The organism is Pseudomonas sp. MWU12-2020 (genome assembly GCF_023100605.1).
GTDB lineage: Bacteria > Pseudomonadota > Gammaproteobacteria > Pseudomonadales > Pseudomonadaceae > Aquipseudomonas > Aquipseudomonas fluorescens_H.
This window is the reverse complement of record NZ_JALMEX010000002.1, coordinates 177,925-200,175: the sequence shown is the minus strand read 5'-3', so window position 1 is coordinate 200,175 and position 22,251 is coordinate 177,925. Positions and strand designations below refer to the sequence as shown.

General features: G+C 62.6%; 7 protein-coding genes. 5 read left to right on the top strand and 2 right to left on the bottom strand.

The window, feature by feature from the left end; all coding sequences use genetic code 11:
• Window positions 1-14 precede the first annotated feature (14 nt).
• The 5 genes from pvdM to M0814_RS05070 all read left to right on the top strand — a co-directional run bounded on the left by pvdM (window position 15) and on the right by M0814_RS05070 (window position 7,945).
• A complete protein-coding gene (gene pvdM / locus M0814_RS05090; RefSeq protein ID WP_003223442.1) occupies window positions 15-1,385 on the top strand; it encodes a pyoverdine-tailoring dipeptidase-like protein PvdM in 1,371 nt (456 codons plus the stop codon).
• Window positions 1,382-2,668: an aminotransferase class V-fold PLP-dependent enzyme gene (locus M0814_RS05085; RefSeq protein WP_103484491.1), complete on the top strand. Its 1,287-nt coding sequence runs from the start codon at window positions 1,382-1,384 to the stop codon at window positions 2,666-2,668. Before pvdM ends, M0814_RS05085 begins: the two co-directional genes overlap by 4 nt.
• A 36-nt stretch (window positions 2,669-2,704) precedes the next feature.
• Window positions 2,705-3,592, top strand: coding sequence for a formylglycine-generating enzyme family protein (locus M0814_RS05080; protein ID WP_103484492.1), 888 nt, complete (start codon window positions 2,705-2,707; stop codon window positions 3,590-3,592).
• 108 nt (window positions 3,593-3,700) lie between these two features.
• Window positions 3,701-5,350 carry a cyclic peptide export ABC transporter gene (locus tag M0814_RS05075; protein WP_103484493.1) on the top strand — a complete coding sequence of 550 codons (1,650 nt, stop codon included), beginning with the start codon at window positions 3,701-3,703 and terminating at the stop codon, window positions 5,348-5,350.
• Window positions 5,351-5,464: 114 nt separating this feature from the next.
• Window positions 5,465-7,945: a TonB-dependent receptor gene (locus tag M0814_RS05070; protein WP_177434675.1), complete on the top strand. Its 2,481-nt coding sequence runs from the start codon at window positions 5,465-5,467 to the stop codon at window positions 7,943-7,945.
• A gap of 952 nt (window positions 7,946-8,897) precedes the next feature.
• Here the strand turns inward: M0814_RS05070 and M0814_RS05065 are convergent.
• Window positions 8,898-9,854 (bottom strand): alpha/beta hydrolase, encoded by a 957-nt coding sequence (locus M0814_RS05065; protein WP_103484103.1) that lies wholly within the window; start codon window positions 9,852-9,854, stop codon window positions 8,898-8,900.
• A gap of 73 nt (window positions 9,855-9,927) precedes the next feature.
• Window positions 9,928-22,251 carry a non-ribosomal peptide synthetase gene (locus M0814_RS05060; protein WP_103484102.1) on the bottom strand — a complete coding sequence of 4,108 codons (12,324 nt, stop codon included), beginning with the start codon at window positions 22,249-22,251 and terminating at the stop codon, window positions 9,928-9,930.

Sequence of the window (22,251 nt, the reverse complement as noted above, 5' to 3'; positions counted from 1 at the left end):
TGAATGAGATGGCAATGACAAAACCGCGTTCGAAAAAGGCTCTATTTATCGGCCTGCCGCTGGCCTTGGCGATCAGCGCCGGCGCAGGGTTTCTGGCCTGGGATTACTGGTTTCGGGACAACCCCGGCTATCCGGTCAAAGTGATGAAACAGGCAACCGAGCTGCAGGATCGCATCCTCTCGTTCGACAGCCACATCACCGTGCCCCTGAGTTTCGGCGCGCACGGCAACGAAGCCGACAAGGACGGCTCGGGCCAGTTCGACCTGATCAAGGCCAATCGCGGTCGCTTGTCCGGCGCGGCACTGACCGTGTTCGGCTGGCCGGAAATGTGGAACGGCCCGAATGCGCCGCATCGCCCGACCGAGGGCTTTGTCGAGGAAGCGCGCAACCAGCAGGAAGTGCGCTACAAAATCATTTCCGGAATGGTCCGCGACTTTCCCAATCAGGTTGGCATCGCCTACACCCCGGATGATTTCCGCCGCCTGCATGGCGAAGGCAAGTTTGCGATTTTCATCAGCATGCTCAACGCCTACCCGCTGGGCAACGACCTGAGCAAACTGGACCTGTGGGCCGGGCGCGGCATGCGCATGTTCGGCTTCAGCTACATCGGCAACAACAGCTGGGCCGACTCGTCGCGCCCGCTACCGTTTTTCAATGATTCCCCCGATGCCCTCGACGGTCTTTCGGACATCGGCAAGCAAGCGGTGCACCGCTTGAACGATCTGGGCGTGATCATCGACGTCTCGCAGATGTCGACCAAGGGCCTGGAACAGGTCGCACAACTGAGCCGCACACCGCTGGTGGCTTCGCACTCGGCGCCACGGGCGGCGGTGGATATTCCGCGCAACCTCAGCGACAAGGAATTGCAGCTGATCAAGAACAGCGGCGGCGTGGTGCAGGTGGTCGGGTTCTCGCAATACCTCAAACCGCTGACCCAAGGCACCCAGGACAAACTCAACGCACTGCGCGCGCGCTTCGACCTGCCGCCGTTGCCGAACCTGGCCATGGCGCTGATGCCGGGCGATCCGATCATCACTGCCTGGTCCGAACAGAAACTCGGCCAGTACGCCAGCGGCCTCTACGCGATCCTTGAAGAAGAACCGAAAGCGACCCTCAAGGACCTCGGTGACGCCATCGATTACACGGTGCGCAAAATCGGCATCGACCATGTCGGTATCGCTTCGGACTTCAACGACGGCGGCGGTATCAAGGGCTGGGAAAACGTCGGGGAGATCCGCAACGTCACCGCCGAACTGATCCAGCGCGGCTACTCCGAAGCAGACATCGCCAAACTGTGGGGCGGCAACTTCATGCGCGTCTGGGATCAGGTGCAGAAAGCGGCCAAACCTGCGTTGATCTCCCGCCAGGACAGCGCCCAGCCATGACCGACCGCCGCACGTTTCTGAAACAGGCAGGCGTGGTTGCCGCCGCCCTGCCGTTTGGCACAACGCTCGCTGCGCCAGCAATGGCCGCGCCCGCCGCCGTGCCTTCCGGGAGCAAATGGACGCAGCTGCGCCAGTTGTTCGAGCAGGATCCGCAGGCGATTCACTTCGCCAACTTTCTGGTCACCTCCCACCCCAAACCCGTGCGCGAGGCCATCGCACGCCATCGTGCAGCGCTGGATCTGAACCCGGGCCTGGCCATGGACTGGGATTTGGGCGTCACCGAAAAGCGCGAAGACAATGTGCGGGTCTGGGCCGGCAAATACCTGCAGGCCAAACCGAGCCAGATCGCCCTCACCGGCAGCACCACCGAAGGCCTGGCGATGATTTACGGTGGCGTGCATGTGCGCCCGGATCAGGAAATCCTCACCACCGAACACGAGCACTATTCGACCCGCAACATCCTCGATTTTCGCACCCGCCGCGATGGCACCCAGGTGCGAAAACTCAAGCTGTTCGAAACCCCGCAAAGCATTTCGCTGGATCAGGTGCTCGACACCATCAACCGCAACATCCGCCCTGAAACCCGCGTGTTGGGGATGACCTGGGTGCATTCGGGCAGTGGCGTGAAGTTGCCGATCGGCGACATTTCGCGGCTGGTCGATGAGCACAACCGTCAACGCGAAGATCAGGACCGATTGATTTACGTGGTCGACGGTGTGCACGGCTTCGGCGTCGATGACCTGAGTTTCCCGCAGATGAACTGCGACTTTTTCATTGCCGGCACCCACAAATGGATGTTCGGCCCGCGCGGCACCGGCATCGTCTGCAGCCGCAGTGAAGAAGTGAAATACGTCAGCCCGAGCGTGCCGACGTTCTCCGAAGCCACGACGTTCGCCACCACCATGACCCCGGGCGGCTACCACGCTTTCGAACACCGCTGGGCACTGGACGAGGCCTTCAAGCTGCATCTGCAACTGGGCAAGGCCGACGTTCAGGCACGCATTCATCAGCTCAACAGCTATCTGAAAGAGCGCTTGCGGGAGCACGCGAACACCGAACTGGTGACCCCGCTCGATCCGCAGTTTTCCGCCGGTTTCACGTTCTTCCGGGTCAAGGGCCAGGACAGCGACGAGGTCGCCGCCTACCTGATGAACCAGCGGGTGATCTGCGACGCCGTCAGCCGCGATGTCGGCCCGGTGATCCGCACCGCCCCCGGGCTGCTCAACAGCGAAGCCGAAGTCGACCGGTTCATGGACATCCTCGGCAAAAAACTGCGCGCCTGAGCGCTCGCCCCCGGTTTCCTTTCACAGAGACGACTCATGAAAAAGCCTCACGCCTCATTCACCTTCAAGGCCCTCCCCGCACTGGTCCTGACCGCGCTCTGCGCCGGCCTGTTGCCCGGTGCCGCCCAGGCTGCGACCCCGCCCGCTCCGGGCAAAGTGTTCAAGGACTGCAAGGACTGCCCGGAAATGGTGGTGCTGCCCACTGGCAGCTTCACCATGGGCACCCCGGAGGACGAAGTCGGCCGCGAGCCGGATGAAGGTCCGCGCCACGTGGTGACCTTCAGCAAACCGTTCGCCATCAGCCGTTTCCAGGTACTGGTCGGCGAATGGGACGCGTATGTGCGCGATACTGGCAACAAGCCCTACGACTTCGATGATCGCCCGGGCCGCCGCTGCACCGCCGGCAAACCGGAGTTCAAGCAGACCGCGCGCGACCCGGCGGTGTGCATGAACGTGGCCGAAGCTCAGGGCTATATCGATTGGCTGTCGAAAAAGACCGGCCACAGCTATCGCCTGCAAAGCGAATCGATCCGCGAATACGCCGCCCGTGGCGGCAGCACCGGGCCCTTCCCGTTCCCGTTCGATGAAGGCAACAACTACCAGATTTCCAAACACGCCAACACCTATGGCGCCGCCGACGGCTACAACTTCACCTCGCCGGCCGGGACCTTTCCGGCCAACGCTTTCGGCGTGTACGACGCCCACGGCAACGTCTATGAGTGGACCGCCGATTGCTATCACAAGGACTATTCCGGGGTACCCGACGACGGTCGGCCGTGGGTGCAGGAACACTGTGAACGCCAGGTCATGCGCGGCAACGACTGGGGCGAAGCGCCAGTGTTCTCCCGCTCCGGCAACCGCAACAGCAGCTGGCCGACCAGCAAGGGTGACTGGCTCGGTTTCCGCGTAGTGCGTGACCTCTGATCCTGCCCGCCACGACCGCAGCCCGTCTGCGGTCGTTTAAAGAAACTCCGTGACCATTCGTTTTCCTTAAGTACCGGCACTCCCTCCGCACCGAAGCAGGAATCCTCCATGACCAAGCCTACGCGTGGGGCGATCAACGAATTGTTCGCCCTGCTCAAGCCCTTCCGCCTGATCGTCTCTGTGTCCATCGTGCTCGGCATGATCGGTGGCCTGAGCGTCACCGTGCTGCTGGCGACCATCAACAATGCCTTGCACTCCGATGACGGCCTGACCCGCACGGTGGTCATGATCTTCGCCGGTCTCTGCGCCGTGGCGTTGCTGACGACGATTCTGTCGGACATCGGCACCAACTATGTCGGCCAGCACATCATTGCCAGGCTGCGCAAGGAACTGGGGGAGAAAGTGCTGTCGGCGCCGATCGACCAGATCGAACGCTACCGCAGTCACCGCTTGATCCCGGTGCTGACCCACGACGTCGACACCATCAGCGACTTCGCCTTCGCCTTTGCGCCGCTGGCGATCTCCATGACCGTCACCCTTGGCTGCCTCGGTTACCTGGCGATGCTGTCCTGGCCGATGTTCCTGATGATGCTGGTGGCCATCGCCATCGGCACCACGACTCAGGCGATTGCCCGGGCCAAGGGCATGCGCGGGTTCTACGCCGCGCGCGACTCCGAAGACGAACTGCAAAAGCACTACAACGCGATTGCCGAAGGGGCCAAGGAGCTGCGTATCCACCGCCCGCGGCGCCAGCGCATGTTTGTCGCCGGCATTCAGAAAACCGCGGAAAAGATCTGCGACACCCAGATCAAATCCATCAACACCTTCGTCATCGCCAAGTCGTTCGGCTCGATGCTGTTCTTCGTGGTGATCGGCATGGCTCTGGCGCTGCAATCCTTCTGGCCGAGCGGCGACAAAGCGGTCATGAGTGGATTTGTACTGGTGCTGCTGTACATGAAAGGCCCGCTGGAGCATCTGGTCAGCACCTTGCCGATCATCAGCCGCGCACAGATTGCGTTCCGCCGGATTGCCGAGCTGAGCGAACAGTTTTCCTCGCCGGAACCGCACCTGCTACTGGAAGACACGGGCAGCAAAGCGGCAGCCGTCAACAGCCTGGAGCTGCGCAACGTGCGCTACGCGTTCCCGGCCGTGGAAGGCAGCGAACCGTTCCGTCTGGGGCCGGTCAACCTGCGCATCGAACAAGGCGACATCGTGTTCATCGTCGGTGAAAACGGTTGTGGCAAAACCACGCTGATCAAATTGCTGCTCGGCCTGTACGCACCGACCGAGGGTGAAATCCGCGTCAACGATCAAGCGATCACTGCGCTCAACCGCGATGACTACCGGCAGAACTTCACCACGATCTTTGCCGATTACTACCTGTTCGACGACCTGATCCAGGGCGACCGTCAGGTGCCGCAGGACGCCACCCGCTACCTCGAGCGTCTGGAAATTGCGCACAAGGTCAGCGTGCGCGACGGCGCCTTCAGCACCACCGATCTGTCCACCGGCCAGCGCAAACGCCTGGCGCTGGTCAACGCCTGGCTCGAAGAGCGCCCGGTGCTGGTGTTCGATGAATGGGCGGCGGATCAGGATCCGACGTTCCGGCGGATTTTCTACACCGAGTTGCTGCCCGACCTCAAACGCCTGGGCAAGACCATCATCGTGATTTCCCACGATGACCGTTACTTCGACGTTGCCGACCAACTGGTGCGCATGGAGGCCGGAAAGGTCAAAAGCGAACTGCAGACCGCTTGAAACACGGGGCCGCGGCCAGGCCGGAAAAATACTTTTCCGGTTTGCCGTGGCTTCCTCGTCTTAATGAGATGAATAAGAACCATTAACAACTATACCTGCCAAGGTCTTAACCTCATGTCCGCATCCCGTTTCATGCTTCGCCCCCTGACTCGAGCCCTGTTGATGCAGGGCGTCACACGTTCGCGACTGGCCGGCACCGGTCTCGGTCTGGCACTGACCGTTGCTGCCACCCCGTATGTCCAGGCGCAGGAATGGACACTGAACATTCCGGCCCAGCCACTGGCACAGGCTCTGCAGACCCTCAGCCAACAGACCAGCCTGCAAATCATCTACAGCCCGGAAAGCCTGCAAGGTCTGCGCTCCAGCGCGCTCAGCGGGCGCTATCAGGGTGATGATTCGCTCAACGCGATCCTCAAAGGCACCGGCATTCGCTATCAGCGTGACGGCAACACCGTGACCGTGCTCGGCCCAGCCACCGGCGATACCATGGAACTGGCGCCGACCAACGTCAACGCGCAACGCATGAGCGCCACCACCGAAGGCAGCAACTCCTACACCACCGGTGGCGTGACCATTGGCAAGGGCACGCATTCGCTGAAAGAAACACCGCAGTCGATCACCGTCATGACGCGCAAGATGCTCGATGACCAGAACCTCAACACCATCGAACAAGTGATGGAGAAGACCCCGGGCATCACCGTTTACGACTCGCCAATGGGCGGCAAGTATTTCTACTCCCGCGGTTTCCGCATGAGCGGCCAGTATCAGTACGACGGCGTACCGCTGGATATCGGCAGCAGCTACGTGCAGGCCGACAGCTTCAACAGCGACATGGCCATCTATGACCGCGTGGAAGTACTGCGTGGCGCCGCCGGCATGATGAAAGGCGCCGGCGGCACCGCCGGTGGCGTCAACTTCGTGCGCAAGCGCGGCGGCGATACCGCCCACACTGAACTCTCGCTGTCGGCAGGCACCTGGGACAACTATCGCGGTCAGGTCGATACCGGTGGCCCGCTGAACGACTCGGGCACCATCCGTGGTCGCGCCGTGGTCACTGAACAGACCCGTCAATATTTCTATGACGTCGCCAGCCGCAAGGATCAGATCTACTACGGCGCCCTGGACTTCGACCTCAGCCCCGACACCACCCTGGGTGTGGGCGTCGCCTGGGAAGACGTCGACGCCACGCCTTGCTGGGGCGGCCTGCCGCGTTACGCCGACGGCTCCGACCTGCACCTCAAGCGCTCGACCTGCCTGAACACATCCTGGAACAACCAGCGCAGCAAACGCGCCACCTACTTCACTGACCTCAAGCACCAGTTCAATGACGACTGGTCGCTCAAGGTCGCGGGCGTCTACTCGCGCAACACCCAGGACATGGAATACGCATTCCCGAGCGGCGCCGTACCGGTCGGCGCCACTTCGTCCAGCACCTTGATGCTGGGCAGCACCTACGATTACGACCAGGTCGACTACGGCTTCGATACCTACGTTGACGGCAAATTCGACGCGTTCGGCCAGCAACATGAACTGACCGTCGGCGTAAACGCCAGCCGTTCGAACAAGGACGACTTCTACGCAGTGGCCGCGTTGCCACAACGTCAGAACGTGCTGGATCCGAACCACCATATCCCGCAACCGGATGAAAGCTATTACCTGGCCAATGCATCCCGTGGTGGCCCGGTGGACATGCACATCAAGCAATACGGCGCTTACTCCATCGGCCGCTTTAAACTGGCTGATCCGCTGACCCTCGTACTGGGCAGCCGGGTGAGCTGGTACAAGTCCGACACCGACTCGGTGCAGTACTTCCGCGGCGAAGGCACACCGGTCAACACCAAGTCCACCGAGACCGGGCAAGTCACGCCGTTCGCCGGTCTGCTGTTCGACCTCAACGACAACCTGACCGCCTACGCCAGCTACACCGACATCTTCACCCCGCAAGGCGCTTACAAGACCATCGATGGCAGCACCCTCAAGCCATTGATCGGCCAGAGCTACGAATTGGGGATCAAGGGTGAGTGGTTCGACGGTCGTCTGAACAGCTCCTTCAGCCTGTTCCGCACCATTCAGAAAGATGCGGCCCAGGATGATCTGCGCTGCGAAGACAGCTCTTGCTCGATCAACTCCGGCAAGGTCCGCGCTCAGGGCTTCGAAGCGGAAGTCAGCGGTGAAGTGATTGACCGCCTGCAACTGCTGGCCGGCTACACCTACACCCAGACCAAAGTGCTGGAAGATGCCGACACTACGCTGGACGGCACCGCCTACAACTCTTATGTGCCACGTCACCTGTTGCGCGTCTGGGGTGACTACAGCCTGACCGGCCCGCTGGATCGCGTCACCGTCGGTGCCGGCGTCAACGCGCAGAGCGGCAACTATCGCGTCTCGCCGATTGGCGGTGGCAACATCAACGGTGCCGGTTATGCGGTGTGGAACGGTCGCATCGGCTACAAGATCGACGACACTTGGTCGGTCGCGCTCAACGGTAACAACCTGTTCGACAAGCGTTATTACTCGACCATTGGTACCGAAGGTTTCGGTAACTTTTATGGTGATCCGCGTAATTTCGTGATGTCGGTCAAGGCTGTTTTCTGATTGCTTCGGTTGTGAGAGAGCCCCGCTTTGGCGGGGCTTTTTTTTGTCTGTCTGGTGTTGGGGTGTTGGGATTAATGGGGGTTGGGATTGGGGGCATATCCGTTGCTGCGGGGGTTGCTGATTACGGTTCCGCCCTTACGGCGGGTCACTTTTTCCAAACGCCGAAAAAGTAACCAAAAAGGCTTCCCCCGGCGTACGGCACTTCGCTGAGGCTCAGTGTTCCCTCGCTACGGTGTCCATCCGGGGGCATCGCCTCCGGTTTGCTTCGCTGCACCTCCTCTCGATGGATGCGGCTCCGCCGCATGGCGCTGCGCGCCTACCCCCCGGATGAACACCTCCGCTCGGCCTGCCGAAGGGGCTGAAGATCAAAAGCCACATCAAAAGCCAAAGCCAAAGCCAAAGCCAAAGCGGATCAAAAGATCACAGCCTTCGGCAGTTCCTACATGGGATTGGGTGTATTCAGTTGGAGATTGGTCGGCTGGCAGGCCGCCTTCGCGAGCAAGCCCGCTCCCACAGTGGGAATGGGTGTGGTCGGTTGGAGATCGGTCGGCTGTCAGGCCGCCATCGCCAGCAGGCTGGCTCCTACAATTTAGGGAGCGTGCATCCCATTGCGGCGAAGCCGCCCCACTCAACACAATGAGCGTTAGCTCGAGTACCGCTTTTGATCTGAGGGCCCGTCGGCAGGCTGAGTGGAGGGATTTATCCGGGGGTGGGAGCGCAGCGACCGTTTGGCGCAGCCAAACACAGCGAGAGGAGGTGCAGCGAAGCAAACCGTAGGCGCTGCCCCCCGGATGAATCCCGGAGCGAAGGAACCCGAGCCTAGGCGAGGGCCGAACGTCAGGGCACAGACCTTTTGGTTACTTTTGGGGCGTTTGCCAAAAGTGACCCGCCGTAAGGGCGGAACCATAGGAGGCCGTAACCGCAGCAACGGATATTCACCCCAACCAAGGCATCACCCCAACAACCGCCCCAACGCCCTGCTCAAATCTTCATGCACCTGCAACACATCAGGCATGACCGCAGCCATACGCAGCAAATCATGGGTCAACCCCGGACAATGTTCGAGCTCAACCCTCACCCCGTGAGCACGCAATTTATCGACATAAGCCTGCCCCTCATCGAGCAACGGATCAAACCCGGCCAACAGCACAATAGCCGGTGCGACCCCACGCAGATCCTCCGTCAGCAACGGTGAAAAACGCCAGTCCAGACAGTCGTGCGGGCTGCGCGCGTAGTGCTGATAGAACCAGTCCAGCGTTTCGTTTTCCAGCAAGTAACCTTCGCCAAACAGCAGGCGCGAATCGTGGGGGCGTGAAGCATCGGTGACGGGATAGCACAGCAACTGCGCCTTGGGCGCGATGGCTACGGTTTGCGGTTGTACGACTGCCTGTATCGCCAGCACGGTGGCCAGTGTGGCGCCGGCGCTGTCGCCGCCGAACGCTACGCGCGTGGTGTCGAGGCCGAGGCTTGCGGCGTTTTCCGCCAGCCACGACAAGGCGTCTTCGCCATCTTCCAGGGCCGCAGGAAAACGATGCTCGGGCGCCAGTCGATAACCGACCGACAAAACCGCGCAAGGCGTGCGCTGGCAAAACTCGCGGCACACACCGTCGTGGGAATCGAGGCTGCCGACGACAAATCCGCCACCGTGGAAATACACCAGCACCGGCAGCGGCGTGACGGCGCCGTTCGGCCGATACAGGCGCAACGCCAAAGGCGTGCCGTTCCGGGCTGCCATGTCGATCTGCGTCACCGACAGATCCGAAGGCGCAGCCCAGCGCAGTTGTGCGGTGGTCTGCTCGAAGGTGGCACGGGCCTCGCTCGGGGTCATCTGGTGCATGGCCGGCAGGCCGGCGTCCTGGCTGTCTTGGGCCAGGTCAAGAAAGGCTTCCAGGTCAGGGTGTAACGACATCGCTAAGATCCTTGTATAAGCAAAAAAGGGGCGCGCCTCGGCAACGCCCCAAAAATGACCGAGAGCCTGGCGATCAGCCCGCGCGTGCCATGCAATGCTCGATCAACGCCTCCAGCTCGCGCTGGTAATCGTTCATCAACGCATCCATGGTCCCGGCGCGATAGCGCTGGCTGCTGTAGATGCAGCGCAAGGCCAACTGACCGTCATAGACCTGGCCGACAATTTCCAGCCAGTTACCCAGGTTCGCCTTCAGGCTGTAGTTGTCGCCGGTCTCCTCCAGTGCCGGCACCAGCAATGCCTGCTCGTCGAAGCTCTGGTCGAACTGCCCCAGGTAATTGAACGTGACGCGCGCCTGCGGCAGATCCGCCAGTTGCCGAGACACCTCGGCCCCCGCCAGATGGCGCAACACGCCGTAGCCGATGCCCTTCTGCGGAACCGCTGCCAATTGCGCCTGCACCTCGACGATCGAGCGGCCGATGTCCTCGCTGTCCGGACGCAGACGTACCGGGAACATACTGGTGAACCAGCCCAGACTGCGGCTCAGGTCAAGGGTCTCGAACAGGTCTTCGCGACCATGCCCTTCGAGCAGGATCAGCGCCGACGGCTGCTGACTCCAGCGGCACAAAGTGCGGCTGAGCGCCGACAGCAGCAGATCGTTGATCTGCGTGCCGTACACCGCTGGCGCCTGTTTGAGCAGTTGCTCGGTGTGCTCGCGTGACAGCTTGAGGCGCGCCTGCGCCTGCTGGCGCACGAGGTTTTTGCCGCGCGGGTTGTCGCACGGCAGATCGACACCCGGCTGGTCCAGTTGCTCCAGCCACCAGCCCAGTTCCTGCTCGGCAATCACTGGCGCCTGGGCCTGCAATGCCTCGGCAAACGAGCGATAGCTGCTGGTGCGAATCGGCAGCTGTGGTTGCAGCCCTTGCACGCAGGCTTCGTAGGCGACCTTCAAGTCGTCCAGCAGAATCCGCCACGACACCGTGTCGACCACCAGGTGATGGATCACCACCAGCAGTCGCGCCTGCCCCTCGGGCATGGCGACATGCATCACTCGCCAGACCGGCCCGGCGTCGAGTTTCAGGCTGCGCTGGGCGAGGTTGGCCAGCGTTTCGACCTGCTCGCTGTTCGCGGCTTCACGACGCCAGAGCAACGCTTCACCCTGTTCATCGAGCTCACAGTAGCGTTGCACCCAGCGCCCGCCTTCGCGGGAGAAACGCAGACGCAACGAGTCGTGATGTTTTTCGATCCAGCCCAGCGCTTGCTCCAGCGCGTCCAGATCCAGCGGCTGGCGCGCGCTCAGCAGCAGCGACTGGTTGTAGTGATGCGCCTCGGCCATGTCCTCGGCAAAGAACCATTCCTGAATCGGCAGCAGGTTGAACGTGCCCTCCGCTGCCACCTGCGTGAGGTCCGTCGCCGGTGGCTGGCCGCCCTCCTTCGCCACTTCCTGCTCGACGATGCCGGCGATGGTCTGATAGCGCATCAGATCGCGCAGTTTGAGCTCCATGTTCAGCGTCGGGTGATTACGCACCCGGGAAATCACCTGCAGGCTCAGAATCGAGTCGCCGCCCAGTTCGAAGAAGTTGTCGCAGATGCCCACCTGCTCGACCTGCAACACCTGAGCCCAGATTTGCGCGAGCAAGGTTTCCTGCTCGTTGCGCGGAGCGACGTATTCTTCGGTTTTGAACTCAGGTTCTGGCAACGCCTTGCGATCGAGTTTGCCGTTGGGTGTGACCGGGAAAGCGTCCAGGCAGACGATCTGCGCCGGCACCATGTATTCCGGCAACGACGCCCGCAGCCCGGCCTTGAGTTCATCGCCCATGTCCTGCCCGGCTTCGGTCACCACGTAACCGATCAGCTGTTTGCCCGACGCATTGTCCCGGGCGATCACCAGTGCATCGGTGACCGCCGGCAACTGTCGCAGACTCGCCTCGACTTCACCCAGTTCGATGCGGAAGCCGCGCACCTTGACCTGATGGTCGATGCGCCCGACGTAATCGACCACGCCGTCCGCACGCAGGCGCACCAGGTCGCCGCTGCGATACAGGCGCTCACCCGTCGCGAACGGGTTCGGCACGAAGCGCTCGCAGGTCAGGTCGGGACGCCCGTGATAGCCGCGGGCGACGCCATAGCCACCGATGTACAACTCGCCGGCAAAACCTGGCGGCAACGGGTTAAGGTCTTCATCCAGCACGTACAGCGAACGCGCGCCAACGGCGCGGCCGATCGGCGCATACGCCGCTTCGCAATGCTGACTCACCGGGACTTTCCAGAGCATCGGCGTGACCACGGTTTCGGTCGGGCCATAGCCGTTGGTGAAGTATTCCGGACGCAGCGCCGCCTTGACTTGCTCGAACGTCTGATCCGGTACCGCGTCACCGCCAAAGCAATAGATGCGCACCGGTGGCGGCGCGATACCACTGGCGGCGGCGTATTCGGCCAGCTGCTTGAGGTAGGCCGGCGGGAAGCAGGCAATGGTGATGCCGTATTCGTGCAACGCCTCGTAGGTCTGCTCCGGTGTCCACAGGCAACCGTCGCGAATCACCAGTCGACCGCCGCTGTACAAGGTGCTGAGCCAACGCTCATGGGCGCCGTCGAAAGCGAACGACATAAAGTGCAGCTCGCAACTGCTGGCATCCATTTCATACAGCTCGGCAATCGCCTGGCAGTGCATGCTGAGCGGGCCTTGGGTCACCGCAACGCCTTTCGGCCGCCCGGTGGAACCGGAGGTGTAGACCAGATACGCCAGGCCCTGCTCCTGAACGCGGCTGTCGGGGGCGTGAGCGGCATAGCGGCGTTCATCGAGGTGATCGATTTCCAGACGCAGCAACCCCTGTGGCGCCGGCAACGTCGCACGCAGGCTGCTCTGGGTCAGCAGCAGCGCCATGCCCGAATCTTCGATCATGTACGCCAGACGCTCCGGCGGGTACTCGATGTCCAGCGGCACGTACGCCGCACCGCTCTTGAGCACCGCGAGGAAGCTGACCACCATCTCCAGCGAGCGCGGCAAGGCGACGCCGATCACCACTTCCGGGCCGGCACCGTGTTCGATCAGGCAGTGTGCCAGACGATTGGCGCGCTGCTCGAGTTCGGCGTAGCTCAGGCTCATCCCCGCGCATTGCAAGGCAATGGCCTGCGGCTGTTGTTGCGCGTGGCGGCTGATCAACTCCGGCAACAACGCTGCCTGATGGTTGTGCGCCGGTTCGGCGCTCCAGGCCTGCGCCGCTTGCCATTGCTCGCGGCTCAGGCGCTGCAGGTTGCCAAGGCGCTCGTACGGCGCAGCCATCATCGCCGCGAGGGTGTTTTCCATGGTCTGGCGAATACCCAGAACCGCTTCGGCACTGAAGTGGCTGCGCAGATACAGGTATTCGATCGACAACTCGTCACCGAGCATCACCGCGAGGTCCATCGGCACGTTGGTCACGCCGTGGCCGATGGATTTGCCGAAGGTCAGGTCGGTGTCGTTTTCTTCTTGCAGGCGATCGTCGATCGGGAAGTTCTCGAACACCACAATGCTGTCGAACAGGGCCTGGCCGCCGAGGTTGGACCAGCGCTGTACGTCGGCCAGTGGCGCCTGGGAGTAATCGCGGATGTCGAGGTTATAGGCCTGCACTTCACCGAGCCAGTCGGCCACGCGCTGATGCGCTTGCGGCGTCTGAATGATCGGCAAGGTGTTGATGAACAGGCCGAGCATGTTGCCGACATTCGCCAGACTTTCCGGACGCCCCGACACCGTAGCGCCGAAGGTGACCGTCTGCTGCCCGGTGTAGCGTTGCAACAGCAGCAGCCACGCGCCCTGAATCAAGGTGTTGGGGGTGATGCGCAGGTCGCGGCAGAACTGCAGCAATTGTTCGGTTTGTGCCTTGTCCCAGTTCGAGTAGATCGCATCGTGGCCGGAAACATCGGCGCTGTGGCGCGGATGCATCGCCTGGCTCAGCGCCGTCGGCTCGTTGACCACGGCCAGACGCGCCTTCCAGAACAGCTCCTGAGCGTCCTGGTCCTGCGCCTGCAACCAGGCGATGAAGTCGCGGTAACGACCGTTCTCGCCGATGATTTCGCCCTTGGCGTAATGCTGCAAAACCTCGCCGAACAGGCGCGAACTGCTCCAGCCGTCCATGAGGACATGGTGGCTGGTCCAGATCATCTGGTATTGATCGTCGCTCAGGCGCAGCAGGGTTATCCGCTGCAAACGCGCCTCGGCCAGATCAAAACCGAGCGCGCGGTCATCGCTGGCGAACCGGGCAATCAGCTCTTCGCTGGTTTCCCGTTCACGCCAGTCGAGCACCTGCATCTGCAACGGGGCGTGGCGATGCACCACCTGCAACGGTTTCACCAGGCCATCCTGCCAATGGAAACTGGTCCGCAGAATCGCCTGCCGGACGATCACGAATTCCCACGCCTGACGGAAGCGCTCCACGTCCAGGCCCTTGATCGGCAGGCTGACCTGCTGGACGTAAAGGCTGCTGCCGTTGTCCGACAGCGTGTGGAAAAGCATGCCCTCCTGCATGGGCGACAGCGGATAAACGTCCTCGATCATCTGCGCCGGTACCGGCAACGCGTCGAGCTGCGCCTGATCCAGTTGGGCCAATGGATAATCCATCGCGGTCTCGCCTGCCGAGTCGTCATCCACCGAGACCACAGCCGCGAGTTTCTGCACGGTCTGCTGCTGGAACAGGTCTTTCGGGGTGAACCGAATCCCCTGCTGACGCGCGCGGCTGACCAGTTGAATCGAGATGATCGAATCGCCGCCGAGGGCGAAGAAGTTATCGGTGACGCCGACGCGTTCGATCTTGAGAATGTCCTGCCAGACGTCGGCCAGTTGTTGCTCCAGTGGCGTCGACGCTGCCACGTATCCACGTTGCGCCTGGCTAGCGTCCGGCGCGGGCAAGGCCTTGCGATCAAGTTTGCCGTTTGGCGTCAGCGGCAGCTGCTCGAGGAACAGCCACTGCGCAGGCACCATGTAATCCGGCAGATGCGCCTTGAGTGCGAACTGCAACGCTTCACTCAGATCGTCCTGCTCCTTGAGGCTCAGGCCGCTGTCGCTCGGCACCACATATGCCACCAGTTGCTGTCCGCTATGGCCATCCACCGCCAGCACCACACCTTCGCGCACGCTGTCCTGGGCAAGCAGACGCGCTTCGATTTCACCCAGTTCGATGCGGAAACCACGCACCTTGACCTGATGGTCGATGCGTCCGACGTATTCAATCCGGCCGTCATCCGTGAAGCGGGTCAGATCGCCGGTGCGGTACATGCGCTCGCCGCGGGTCGACAGCGGATTGGGCACGAAGCGTTCGGCGGTCAGCCCCGGGCGGAACAGATAGCCGCGGGTGATGCCGTCGCCGGCCAGATACAGCTCGGCCGCCACGCCAATTGGCGCCGCCTGCAATTGACCGTCGAGCAGGTACGCCGAGGTGTTGACCAGCGGCCGACCGATGTTCGCCTGACCACCGGCCTCGCGGCGGGTCCAGGTCGAATAGGTGGTGTCTTCCGACGGCCCGTACAGGTCATAGACGTGGGCCACCGAGGTTTCGCCATAGAGCGTGTCGACCAGGCCCTGCTTCAGCGGCTCGCCGGCGAGGTTGATGATGCGCACGCCCGGCGGAATGTGCCCGGCGCGTTGCAGCGCGGCAATCGCCGACGGCACGGTGTTGATCAGGCGCACCTGATCACGCTCCGGCAAGTCCGGCAGTTCCAGCGCATTGCGCGCCATGACGAGCGAACCGCCGCGCGCGAGGGTGACGAAAATCTCCCACACCGACAGGTCGAAGCACACCGACGTTGAGGCCAGCACGCCTTGCAGGTCGTCTTCACTGTAGACCTCGGCGGACCAGTGAATCAGCGCCTGCACGTTGCGATGGGCGATGGCCACGCCCTTCGGTTTGCCGGTGGAACCGGAGGTGTAGATCACGTAAGCCAGATTGGCGCTATCGCCCCGCGCCGGCAGATTGTCCGGCGACTGCCCGGCAAACGCCTGCCCACCCGCCTCGACCAACACCACTTGCGCATCGGTCTGCGGCAATTGCGCCAGCAGCGACTGTTGTGTCAGCAGGACTTTCGCCTGGCTGTCGTCGAGCATGTACGCGACCCGATCCGCCGGATAATCCGGGTCCAGCGGCACATAAGTGCCGCCGGCCTTGAGCACCGCCATCAGGCCGATCACCAGTTCCGCCGAACGCGGCATCGCCACGCCCACGCGGATTTCCGGGCCGACCCCGAGCGCCAGCAGATGACGGGCCAACTGGTTGGCACGTCGGTTGAGTTCGGCATAGCTCAGCGCCACACCGGCATGACTCAGTGCCTGCGCTTGCGGATGCATCGCCACCCGCGCTTCGAAGCTCTGCGAAATGAGGCGTTGCTCTGCATAGGCGGCGTGATTGTCGTTCCATTGCGCCAGGGTCTGACGTTCGGCCAGCGGCAACAGACCGATCTCGCCCAGGCAACGCTGCGGCGCTTCGAGGAACTGACGCAGCACCTCTTGCAGATGCGCCGCCAGGCCCAGCACGCTGCGCTCGGCGAAGTGTTCGGTGAGGTAGTTGAAGTCCAGATTCAACACGTCGCTGGCCCCGGCAATCAGGGTCAGGCCGTAGTTGGTTTGCTCGCGGTGTTCCAGACCGCCGAAACGCAACCCACCGGGGTTGGCCTCCAGCGCTTCGGAGACCGGGTAGTTTTCAAACACCAGCAAGGTGTCGAACAGCGCTTCGCCGCTCAGTTCGGCCAGACGCTGGATGTCCTGCAACGGGGTCTGCTCGTAGTCACGCAGCAGCAGGTTCTTGTCCTGCACGCTGCGCACCCAGTCGCCGACGCTGACTGTCGCCTGCGGGCTGGCGATCACCGGCAAGGTGTTGATGAACAGCCCCAATTGCTGCTCGATGCCCGGCAGATCCACCGGACGCCCCGACACGGTCGCGCCAAAGGCCACCGTGGCCTGCCCGGTGTAACGCTGCAACACCAGCAGCCACGCGGCTTGCACCAGACTGTTGAGGGTCACTTGCTGCTGACGCGAGAACGCGTTCAGGCGCCGGGTGAAGGCCGCATCGAAATGCAGACGATGCATCTGCTTGCCCGGACCCGGCACGGTAGGACCGTGGCAGGCCGAAGCCAGCCGGGTCGGCGCCTCCAGCGCAGCCAGTTGCCCGCGCCAGAAATCCTGGGCGGCGGCTTTGTCCTGACCTTGCAGCCAGACCAGGAAATCGCGGTAGCGGCCCTGCGCACTCGGCACCGGGTGACCGGCGTAATCCTGCAACACCTCGCCGAACATCCGCGAGTTGCTCCAGCCGTCCATCAGAATGTGGTGGCAGGTGAAAATCAATCGATGGCGTTCATCCGCGGTGCGCAACAGGCACAGGCGCAACAGCGGCGGATTCTGCAGATCAAAACCGCGTTCACGGTCGGCCTGCGCCCGAGCCTCAAGCACCGCCGGCAGATCCGCCACACCGCGCACATCGACTTCCGGCATCTCCAGGGTCAACTGCCGATTGATCACTTGCAGCGGTGCATCGAGACCGTCGCGGCCCCAGATGAACCCGGCGCGCAGCACTTCATGGCGATCCACCACCCGCTGCCAGGCTTGCTGGAAACGCGCCACATCGAGGCCGTCGATGTCCAGCAGCATCTGATAGACGTAGGCGCTGGCATCGGCGTCGTACAGGCTGTGGAACAGAATGCCCTGCTGCATCGGCGCCAGCGGATAGATGTCTTCGATGCGCTGAGCGGCAATCGGCAGGCTGTCCAGATGCGCCTGGGACAACCCGGCCAGCGGCACGTCGGACGGCGTCAAACCACCGCTCGAATGGCTCAGGCAATGGTCGATCAACTCGCCCAGCGCCACTTCATAAGCGCGAGCCAGCGCATTGATCGTCGCCTCTGCGAACACGTCGCCGCTGTAGGTCCAGGTCAGACTCAGCTGGCCCTGATAGACCCGGCCATCGATGGTCAGCCAGTTGGCCATCGGCGCGTTTTCATCCTGACCGGCGCCCTTGTCTTCGGTGGCCGGTACCCACAGGGCGTCGGCGTCGAAGTTGTTGTCGAACTGGCCGAGGTAATTGAACGTGACTTTCGGTTGCGCCAGCCCGTTCAGTGCCGCTTGGGCCTCGGCGCTGCCCAGATGACGCAGCAAGCCATAACCGATGCCTTTGTCGGGGATCGCGCGCAGCTGCTCCTTGATGCCCTTGATCGACGCTTCCAGACTGGCGCCGGGGGTCAGGCGCACCGGGAACATGCTGGTGAACCAGCCCACCGTGCGGCTCAGGTCGACATCGTCGAACAGGTCTTCACGACCGTGACCTTCAAGCTGCACCAGCGCGCTGTCCGTGTTCGTCCACTGGCACAGCACACGGGCCAGTGCCGTCAGCAGCAGATCATTGACCTGGGTGCGATAGACCGCGGGGGCCTGTTGCAACAACTGACGGGTACGTTCGGCATCCAGACGGGTGTCGACGCTGCGCTCGAAACGGTTGCTCAATCGGCCTTGCGGGTTGTCCAGCGGCAGCTCGACCGAGACGTCGCGCAACTGTCCGCGCCAGTAGTCGAGTTGACTGTCCAGCGCCGCACTGCGGGCATGGGCTTGCAGACGCTGCCCCCAATCCTTGAACGCGCTGGTCTTGGCCGGCAGCACCACAGCCTGCCCGCCGCTCAGTTGTTGATAGGCGGTTTGCAGATCTTCCAGCAGGATCCGCCACGACACGCCATCGACCACCAGGTGATGGATCACCAGCAGCAAGCGCTGGCTGGCGTCCGGCAGATCGACCAGCGCCGCACGCATCAGCGGGCCGTCGAGCAGATCGAGACTGCGCTGCAACTCCAGGCACAGCGCCGGCAATGCCGCACTGTCATCCAGCGTGACAGTGCGCAGCAACGCTTGCGCCTGATCCGCCGACGCATGGCTCTGCTGCCAGCCATCGCCGGTCTGGCGATAACGCAGGCGCAGCGCGTCATGGTGCCGTTGCAGGTGCAGCAGCGCCTGTTCCAGCGGCGCCGCTTGCAGCGCCGTGGCCGGGGTCAGCAGGATCGACTGGTTCCAGTGATGCCGCGCCGGGATGTCGCTGTTGAAGAAGTAATGCTGAATCGGCGTCAGAACCGCAGCGCCGAGCACGTCGCCCTGTTGCGTCTGCACCGCATCGCTCTGTTGCGCGACGGTTGCCAGACGCTGCACGGTCTGGTGCTGGAAGATGTCTTTGGGGGTGAAGCGAATACCCGCCTGACGAGCGCGACTGACCACCTGAATCGAAATGATCGAATCGCCGCCCAGCTCGAAGAAATTGTCGTTGAGACCGACGCGCTCGACCTTCAACACGTCCTGCCAGATATCGGCCAGACGCTGTTCCAGTTCGTTGCGCGGTGCGGCGTAGGCTTCCTGCACCTGGGCGACGTCCGGCTGCGGCAGTTGCTTGCGATCGAGCTTGCCGTTGGCCGTCAGCGGCAGACGTTCGAGGAACGCCCAACTGACCGGAACCATGTAATCGGGCAGCGATTCGCGCAAGTGTGCCTTGATCGAATCACGCAGCGCGCCCTGCCCTTCGGCATCCAGCGCCTCGTTGGCGACGATCCAGGTTGCCAGTTGCTGACCACTGAGACCATCGACCGCCAGCACCACCGCTTCACGCACTGCAGGGTGCTTGAGCAGTTGCGCTTCGATTTCTCCCAGCTCGATTCGGAAACCGCGGATCTTCACCTGATGGTCGATGCGGCCGATGTATTCGATCACACCGTCGCCGCGCAACCGCGCCAGGTCACCGGTGCGATACAGGCGTTGACCGGCCTGCGGATTGAACGGGTCCGGAACAAAGCGCGTCGCGCTCATGCCGGCCTGATTCAGATAACCACGGGCCAGACCGGCGCCGGCGATGTACAGCTCGCCGATGCAGCCTTGCGGCACCAGGTTCAGCGCGTTGTCGAGCAAGTACCACGACAGGTCGACGATCGGCTCGCCGATCGGGCTGCTGTGGCTCTGCTGCAAGTCGGCCAGCGACAATGGCCGGTAGGTCACGTGCACGGTGGTTTCGGTGATGCCGTACATGTTGATCAGCGTTGGCGCGCGGTCGCCGAAACGTTCGAACCACGGGCGCAGGCTCTGCACTTCGAGGGCCTCGCCACCGAACACCACGTAACGCAGGGTGTTATCGCGCGACGACTCGCTGGCCACCTGCACCAACGGCTTGAATGCCGATGGCGTCTGGTTCAGCACGGTGACGTTTTCATCGCACAGCAGGCTGTAGAAATCTTCCGGGGAACGGCTGACGTCGTGGGGCACCACCACCAGTTTGCCGCCGTAGAGCAGCGCACCGAAAATCTCCCAGACCGAGAAGTCGAAGGCGTAGGAATGGAACAGCGTCCAGCTGTCCTGCGGGCCGAAATCGAACCAGTTTTCAGTGGCACTGAACAGACGAATGACGTTGCTGTGCGGCAACAAAGCGCCCTTCGGTTTGCCGGTGGAGCCCGAGGTGTAGATGACGTAGGCCAGATTGTCCGGCGTGGTCAGGCACACCGGGTTGCTGTCGCGGCTGCCTGCGACTGGCTGGTTCAGATCCAGGCAGGTCAGCCCCGCTGGCACCGGCAACTGCGCCAGCAGATGACCCTGGGTCAGCAGCCATTGGATGCCGCTGTCCGCGATCATGTAGCTCAGCCGATCATCCGGGTAACCTGGGTCCAGTGGCACATACGCGCCACCCGCCTTCAGCACCGCGAGGATGGCGACGATCATGTCCAGCGAACGCTCGGCGGCAACACCGACGCGCACGTCCGGGCCGACGCCACGGTCGATCAGCACGTGCGCCCACTGGTTGGCACGGCGATTGAGCTCGGCGTAGGTCAGACGTTGCCCGTCAAAGGTCACCGCGATCGCTTCAGGATGACGTTCAGCCTGGGCTTCGATGACTTGATGAATGCACTGCTCGACCGTTTGTTCCAGCCGTGCCGGATTCCACTGCGCGAGCAATTGTTGCTGCTGGCCGTCATCGAGCATCGGCAGTTGCCCGATACGCTGGCCCGGCTCGGCGACAATCGCCCGCAACAGCGCACTCCAGTGTTGCGCCAGGCGCTCGATGGTCGCGGCGTCGAACAGATCCGTGGCGTACTTGAGCACGGCTTCGATGCCGTGAGCCTGCTCGTTGGTATTCAGGGTCAAGTCGAACTGCGCCGTCTGGCTTTGCCATTCCAGCGGTTCGATGCTCAGGCCGTTGAGGCGGGTTTCGACGCTCGCGCGGCGTTCGGCCTGATGGTTGAACATCACCTGGAACAATGGGCTGTGGCTCAGGCTGCGCCCCGGCTCCAGCGCTTCGACCAATTGCTCGAACGGCAAGTCCTGATGGGCCTGGGCTTCCTGCGCGGTCTGTTTGACCTGACGCAGCAGATCGACAAACGGCATCTGCCCGTCGATGTCGGCCTTGAGCACCTGAGTGTTGACGAAGAAGCCGATCAGACGCTCGATTTCCACCCGCCCACGGTTGGCCACCGGCACGCCGACGCGGATGTCGGCCTGCCCGCTGTAGCGGTGCAGCAACGCCTGGAACGAGGCCAGCAACACCACGAACAGGGTCACGTTTTCCTGACGGGCGAACGCCTTGAGCGCATGGCTCAGCGCCGGATCGAGAATCAGGTTGTGACTGGCCCCGGCAAAGCTTTGCTCGATGGAACGCGGGCGATCCATCGGCAGTTCCAGCACTGGCTGCTCACCGCCCAGCTTCTCTTGCCAGTACGCCAGTTGCCGCTCTTGCTCACCGGCCTCCATCCACTGCCGCTGCCACAGGGCGTAATCGGCGTATTGAATCGGCAACGCCGGCAGACCGGCGGCGTGCCCGAGACTGAAACCGGCGTATAGCTGCACCAGTTCCTCGATCATCACTTGCAGCGACCAGCCATCGGAAACAATGTGGTGCAGGGTCAGCACCAGGACATGGTCATTCGGGGTGACCTGCAGCAACGCCGCGCGCAACAGCGGGCCATGCTCCAGGTCGAAAGTTTTCTGGCTCTGGGTCTGCACGAACGCCTGAATGGACGCTTCAGGGTCGTTCGCCGACTCAGCGCTCAGTTGCTGGATCTCCAGTGCAAAGGCGCCTGCGGGCAGGACCACTTGCAAGGGTTGTCCGGTTTCCTGGGTGAACACCGTGCGCAAGGTTTCGTGTCGTTCGATCAGCGCCTGGACGCTGCGCTCCAGCGCGGAGACATCCAGCGGCCCCTGCAAACGCAGGGCCGTCGGAATGTTGTAGGCCGCGCTGTGCGGCGCCCACTGCCAGAGAAACCACTGGCGTTGCTGGGCGTAGGACAGCAGCAACGGCTCTTCAGCCGTGCGCTTGAAAACCGGGGCAATGTCAAAGAGGTTGACGCCTTTCTGCTTGAGCAGAACCGCCAGAGCCTTTCTTTGCTTAGCCGAAAGTTGTCCTACCGACTCGATTAACTCTTGCAC

Excerpts from the sequence above, each read along its gene's own strand:
- M0814_RS05070 (WP_177434675.1), top strand. The coding sequence starts at position 5,465 with ATGTCCGCATCCCGTTTCATGCTTCGCCCCCTGACTCGAGCCCTGTTG.
- M0814_RS05065 (WP_103484103.1), bottom strand. The coding sequence starts at position 9,854 with ATGTCGTTACACCCTGACCTGGAAGCCTTTCTTGACCTGGCCCAAGAC.
- M0814_RS05085 (WP_103484491.1), top strand. The coding sequence starts at position 1,382 with ATGACCGACCGCCGCACGTTTCTGAAACAGGCAGGCGTGGTTGCCGCC.
- pvdM (WP_003223442.1), top strand. The coding sequence starts at position 15 with ATGACAAAACCGCGTTCGAAAAAGGCTCTATTTATCGGCCTGCCGCTG.
- M0814_RS05075 (WP_103484493.1), top strand. The coding sequence starts at position 3,701 with ATGACCAAGCCTACGCGTGGGGCGATCAACGAATTGTTCGCCCTGCTC.
- M0814_RS05080 (WP_103484492.1), top strand. The coding sequence starts at position 2,705 with ATGAAAAAGCCTCACGCCTCATTCACCTTCAAGGCCCTCCCCGCACTG.